Here is a 4,281-nt window from a genome sequence, read left to right on the forward strand (position 1 = left end):
AGCTAAGCCTCACAGCGCCGATGGTACTGCAGGGGGGACCCTGTGGGAGAGTAGGACGCCGCCGAACAATTCTTCTGGAAAGCCCCTGATCCATTTGGATCAGGGGCTTTTCGCATTTCCCGGAACCGGGAGATCTATTCGTCGGACTCGGACTCGGACTCCGACCCTGAGCCGGATTCCGTCCCGGACCGGGGCTTGTCGGCGGACGCCTGCCCCTGGGCCTGGGCAGGCTGTCGGGCATCGGGCCGCGGCGTCCGGGGAGCCTGGGATGCCTGGGGGACCTGGGGTGCCTGCGACGCCTGAACCTGATCGGCGGGGGCGGCCGGGACGTCCGCCGTTCCCCAGGCGGGCCGGCTCAGCCACCTGTCCGCGCTGTTGGTGAGACGGGTGACGTCCGTGCCGTCGGCCTGCATGCTGTAGAGGTCGGCACCGGCGCCCGAGGGAGCCTGGGCGAAGACGATGGACTTGCCGTCGGGAGCGTAGGCGGCCTGGCCGTAGAAGGCGTCCGAGGGCGCGGGGGTGAGGGCGCCGATGGCGCTGCCGTCGGGGTGGACGGTGTAGATGGCGCCGCCGGGAGCGTTGTCGGGGCCGACCGGGTAGGTGGTGAAGAGGATCTGGGTGCCGTCGGGGGACCAGTCCGCGCGGTCGCCGGCGCGCAGGTCCCAGGGGGTGAGCTGGCGCAGCCCGGTGCCGTCCGCGCTGACGACGTAGATGGCGCGGCTGTTGGCGGGTTGCCCGGTGGCGCTGGTGCGGTACTCGAAGGTGAGCTGCTTGCCGTCGGGGGACCAGCTGGGGTTGCTGACCGCGCCGGAGTAGGGCTTGTCGTTGGTGAGGAAGGTGAGCCGCTGGACGTCGGTGCCTTCGGGGCTCATCAGGTAGAGGTCCGAGTACTGGACCTGGTGGCTGCCGGACGGGTCGAGGGCGCCCCAGGAGCGGCTGAAGGCGACCTGCTTGCCGTCCGGGGAGAAGGCGGGGGCGCGTTCGTCCTCGTTGGTGCAGTCGGCGGTGGCGCCGTCGCAGAGCTGGCTGACCTGGTGCTCGGGGCCGCCGGCGGTGGGGACGGTCCAGAGCCGGGCGGTGCCGGTCTGCGGGTCGGTGCGGTCGAAGGCGATGGTGGCGCCGTCGGGTGACCAGTCCGGGCGGTCGTCGAGGGCGCGGGCGGGCGGCCGGGTGACCTGGTGCTGGCCGGTACCGTCGGGGGAGAGGGTGATGATCGCGCTGCTGGTGCGGTTGGAGTCGGTGTACGCGCGACTGACGATCAGCCCGTTGTGCGCGGGGGCCGCGGGGGCTCCGACGGCCGCGCCGACCACGCCGGGGGTCGCGGCGGGTGTCGGCTCGGTGGCGGCGGGGGTCTCCGGCCGGAGCTCCGAGAGCGGGATGTCGCCGGGTTCGGCGCCGCAGCCGGTGAGCAGGGTGCCCAGAAGCAGAAGGCCCGCACCGGCGCTCGCGCGGGTGCGGGCCCTGCCCGTGGGTGACTGCCGTGTGCCGGTGGTGATCCGTGCCATCTCCGCCTCCGAGCCTCTCGACCGCTCCGACGTGTGGCCCCCGCCGCGGATTCAGGACGAAGGCCCCTGAAAGGAGCTGTCACTGTGTCAGACGGGGGGCACCGGCGACCGGGCGACACGCGACGGACCGCGGTCGCTCGGCCACACGGAGTAGAAGGGTGGCGGGAGCGGGAGGTTCAGCCCCGGGCGGCGCGGCGCTCGGCCTTGGCGAGGGCCTCCGCCTCGTCCTCGGCCTCGGCGACCTCCAGGGTGGGCGCGGTGCCGCCGAGCTGGGCGGGCAGCCACCAGCTGTCATCCGGGCCGGAGGGCTTGCCGGGGTACTCGCGCTGGGCCTGGTCGAGCATCTCGCTCATGGCGGCGCGCAGCCGCCGGGTGACCATGACGGGCTTGTCGTCGGGCCCGAGGTGGATCGGTTCGCCGATCATGATGGTGACCGGGACGTGCCGCTTGGTGAGGGTCTTCGGGCGGCCCTTGGTCCAGAGCTGCTGGGTGCCCCAGAGCACGACGGGCAGCAGCGGGGCGCCGGAGTCGGCGGCCATCCGGGCGGCGCCGGTCTTGAACTTCTTCAGCATGAAGGAGCGGCTGATGGTCGCCTCTGGGAACACCCCGACCACCTCGCCGGCCTTGAGGGCGCGCACGGCGGCCTCGTACGCGGGCTGGCCGTCGGTGCGGTCCACCGGGATGTGCTTCATGCCGCGCATCAGCGGGCCGGAGATCCGGTGCTTGAAGACGTCGTCCTTGGCCATGAAGCGGGTCTTGCGCTTTCCGCCGCGGTACGCGCCGAGGCCCGCGAAGAGGAAGTCCAGGTAGCTGATGTGGTTGCTGACCAGTACCGCTCCCCCCCTGGCGGGGATGTGTTCGGCGCCCACGATCTTGATCCGCACGTCGAGCGCGCGGAAGGCGGTGAGTGCGGCGCCGATCACCGGCGGGTACACGAACTCTGCCACGGTCAGTCCTGACTTCCACGGGCCGGAGCCCGGTTCGGCGGGTACCCGCTCCGTTGTGCGGGTGGTGCCGACCGGAGCACGGCACTCCGCGGCGGTCACGGGTGATTCACGGAGATGATCCCCCGAACGAGTGCCCGCTGTCACCTGAGGCGTGCGGTCAAGCGAATATTGGCGGTGTGATCTCCGTGATGAATTGCCACGGGAACTTTTCGCCCACCCGCGTCAGGCGCCGGCGGTGAGGCGGCCCTGGGCGCGCCGGACCAGGGGGTAGAGCCGGCAGCCGACGCAGTAGCCGAACGCGGCGTTGCCGAGGGCGGCGGTGAGGGCGGCCGCGCCGGCCAGTACGCCGAGCCAGGTCACCTCGGAGCAGTAGCCGAGGGCGCCGACCGTGGCGAACACCATGAGGACGCCCTGGTCGAAGCGGAGCGTCCGGTCGTCCTCGGTCTCGGAGGGCGGTGCGAGCCGGGGGAGCACCAGCACCTGGAACAGTCGGACGTAGGGGGCCAGGCGCAGGCCGCCGAACGCGCCGAGGGCGAAGACGAGTGTCTGGGCGGCCAGGAGGGGGCAGCTGCCGGTGTACAGGACGACGGTCAGGACGAACGCGCTGAGCGCTGCGGCTAAGCGGGGGCCGCGGGGGTCGGTCTGCAACGGGGGCTCCTGGAGGTCGCGACGGGCGGCGGCGAACGGCGAACGGCGAGCGACGGTCGGCGAGCGGCAGCGCGGGGCGTCAGCGTGGTCGCCGGACGGCGGCCCGGGCCCGGGTGGTGACGCGACGGCAGGCCGGCGGCGGCGTTGGGCGACGGTCGGAGTCCATCGGCCGATCGTACGTGGACCGGCCCCGGCGGTCGACCGTGTTTCGGGCGCCGCGGGCGCTGCCGCAGACTGGGGGGATGACCCGGCCGGTGGCGTGCGTTGTCGTGCCTCGACGGCGGCCGGGCCCGGCCGCCGCGGGTCGGGAGCGACGGGAGGCCGAGGGTGAGCAGTGAGGACGGGGCGGTACGGCTGTCGGAGGCCGAGCTGGGCGGGCCGCTCGGCGCACGGGCGACGCTGGTGCAGTTCTCGACGGCCTTCTGTCAGCCCTGTCGGGCCACCCGGCGGGTGCTCTCCGAGGTGGCCGGGATGGTCGACGGGGTCGAGCACGTCGAGGTGGACGCCGAGGAGCGGTTGGAGCTGGTCCGGCGGCTGGAGGTCCGGCGGACGCCGACCGTCCTGGTGCTGGACGGGGAGGGCCGGGTGGTGCGGCGGGCGGCTGGGCAGCCGCGCCGGGTGGACGTGATCGCGGCACTCGGCCGGGTGGTGTGAGCGCCGGGTGGTGTGAGCGCCCGGCGCGAGCGTGCGGCGCGAGCCCGGTGTGAGCAATCCGGCCGCACTTGTTCCGCCCCGTCGGGTGGAGCGGGCCCCGGGCTGGGGCAGGATGGGCGCAGGCGGCGGGAGCGGCCGCACGGCATAAGCTACTGGCCAGTAGTGACCACTGCACTACCGGCGAGTATGCTGCCAGCAAGTTCCGGACCGGCACGGGAATCCGCTGCCCGGGGCGGGTGCGTGCCGTGTTCGCGCCCGCTCGCACCGCCGCAGCCGCCGGACGAGACCAGTACAGGAGACAAGGCCGTGAGCTTGAGGATCGTTGTCTGTGTGAAGTACGTGCCGGACGCGACGGGTGACCGTCGTTTCGGGGACGACCACACCACGGACCGGGAGGGTGTGGACGGCCTCCTGTCGGAGCTGGACGAGTACGGCGTGGAGCAGGCGCTGCGGATCGCGGAGGCGAACGAGGGCGCCGAGGTGACGGTGCTGACGGTGGGGCCGGACGACGCGAAGGACGCGCTGCG

5 protein-coding genes are annotated in these 4,281 nt (G+C 73.1%); 2 read left to right on the top strand and 3 right to left on the bottom strand.

Features of this window, described 5'->3' with window-relative positions; genetic code table 11:
* Window positions 1-134: 134 nt before the first annotated feature.
* The 3 genes from ACIQ87_RS40165 to ACIQ87_RS40175 form a co-directional block, all read right to left on the bottom strand.
* Entirely contained in the window at window positions 135-1,505 is a 1,371-nt protein-coding gene (locus ACIQ87_RS40165) for a TolB family protein (RefSeq protein ID WP_402417210.1), read from the bottom strand.
* A 176-nt stretch (window positions 1,506-1,681) separates the two neighbouring features.
* Entirely contained in the window at window positions 1,682-2,452 is a 771-nt protein-coding gene (locus ACIQ87_RS40170; protein ID WP_402417212.1) for a lysophospholipid acyltransferase family protein, read from the bottom strand.
* Between the two features lie 222 nt (window positions 2,453-2,674).
* Entirely contained in the window at window positions 2,675-3,100 is a 426-nt protein-coding gene (locus tag ACIQ87_RS40175; protein ID WP_402417214.1) for a DUF4395 domain-containing protein, read from the bottom strand.
* A 327-nt stretch (window positions 3,101-3,427) separates the two neighbouring features.
* On the opposite strand from ACIQ87_RS40175, the gene ACIQ87_RS40180 reads away from it, so the two are divergent.
* Together ACIQ87_RS40180 and ACIQ87_RS40185 are read left to right on the top strand one after the other, a co-directional pair.
* Complete coding sequence (locus ACIQ87_RS40180) at window positions 3,428-3,754, top strand: TlpA family protein disulfide reductase (RefSeq protein ID WP_402417216.1); 327 nt, start codon at window positions 3,428-3,430, stop codon at window positions 3,752-3,754.
* A gap of 306 nt (window positions 3,755-4,060) precedes the next feature.
* A partial coding sequence (locus ACIQ87_RS40185; RefSeq protein ID WP_402417218.1) for an electron transfer flavoprotein subunit beta/FixA family protein occupies window positions 4,061-4,281 on the top strand: 221 nt, incomplete at its 3' end.

The organism is Kitasatospora sp. NPDC096204 (assembly GCF_044763205.1).
GTDB lineage: Bacteria > Actinomycetota > Actinomycetes > Streptomycetales > Streptomycetaceae > Kitasatospora.

Excerpts from the sequence above, each read along its gene's own strand:
- ACIQ87_RS40165 (WP_402417210.1), bottom strand. The coding sequence starts at position 1,505 with ATGGCACGGATCACCACCGGCACACGGCAGTCACCCACGGGCAGGGCC.